The organism is Anaerophaga thermohalophila DSM 12881 (assembly GCF_000191885.1).
In the GTDB taxonomy this organism is placed as follows: domain Bacteria; phylum Bacteroidota; class Bacteroidia; order Bacteroidales; family Marinilabiliaceae; genus Anaerophaga; species Anaerophaga thermohalophila.
The window spans coordinates 1-737 of the sequence record NZ_AEWI01000108.1 but is presented as its reverse complement, the minus strand read 5'-3'; the positions used below and the strand labels follow the sequence as shown (position 1 = coordinate 737).

The 737-nt window shown below is 36.1% G+C and carries 1 protein-coding gene; it reads right to left on the bottom strand.

Annotation, left to right across the window (positions count from 1 at the left end; translation table 11 throughout):
* Window positions 1-151: 151 nt before the first annotated feature.
* The gene (locus tag ATH1_RS0115925) at window positions 152-655 is read right to left on the bottom strand and encodes a hypothetical protein (protein ID WP_010424086.1); all 504 of its coding nucleotides are present in this window, start codon (window positions 653-655) and stop codon (window positions 152-154) included.
* Between the last annotated feature and the right edge of the window lie 82 nt (window positions 656-737).

Here is a 737-nt window from a genome sequence, read left to right as displayed (position 1 = left end):
TGAACGGATATGGCCGTTTTCACTGGGTGGGCATCGACCGTTTTTTCCAGGGTTCCTGACTTTTGGTTAATATCATTAGTCGAAACAGCATAAAAACACCAGGCATCTGAAGACAGCGGATTGCCGAGCGAGGGGGAAAGAAAAACTTAAACTACCGAAATAACCTGTAATTAGTTCCAACATAACCATCAACAACAACCTCCCTGTCAAAATCAATTTTTACTGTAATATGCTCTTTTATCCGATTAGAAAACTCAACTAACTTTCCTAATTCAATTTCCGGATCTCCGGTAAAACCAAATGAGGCACTTTTGACTTTACCACTTGAAGATACCTTAAATTTAACCCAAATACGATGATCCGCCATAACAGAGATCTCTTCGGAAGTGAAAATTTCATTAGCAATCTGAGTTATCTTTTCCGGGGAATTAATACGTTCAACGTAATATTCACCAGGAAATTCTCCATTTTTATCTTTCGGTAGAGGTAAAGGTGAATCGGGGGGATAATCCTGATAAATGATGAGAGAATCCCCTGAAAAACCTAATCCATGGTTTTGTCTGAATAAAGTATCGGAATAAACTTCAACCTGACTAAATACTGAAATTCCGGCAAAAAGGAGAAAAACTATAGAAATAAAGATTTGCTTTTTCATAACATATAAATTAAAAACATGATGAAGAATAAATAAGGGAATGTAAATTTAACTCTGTCCGGTTGCATTTTCAGTAAATCAA

Excerpts from the sequence above, each read along its gene's own strand:
- ATH1_RS0115925 (WP_010424086.1), bottom strand. The coding sequence starts at position 655 with ATGAAAAAGCAAATCTTTATTTCTATAGTTTTTCTCCTTTTTGCCGGA.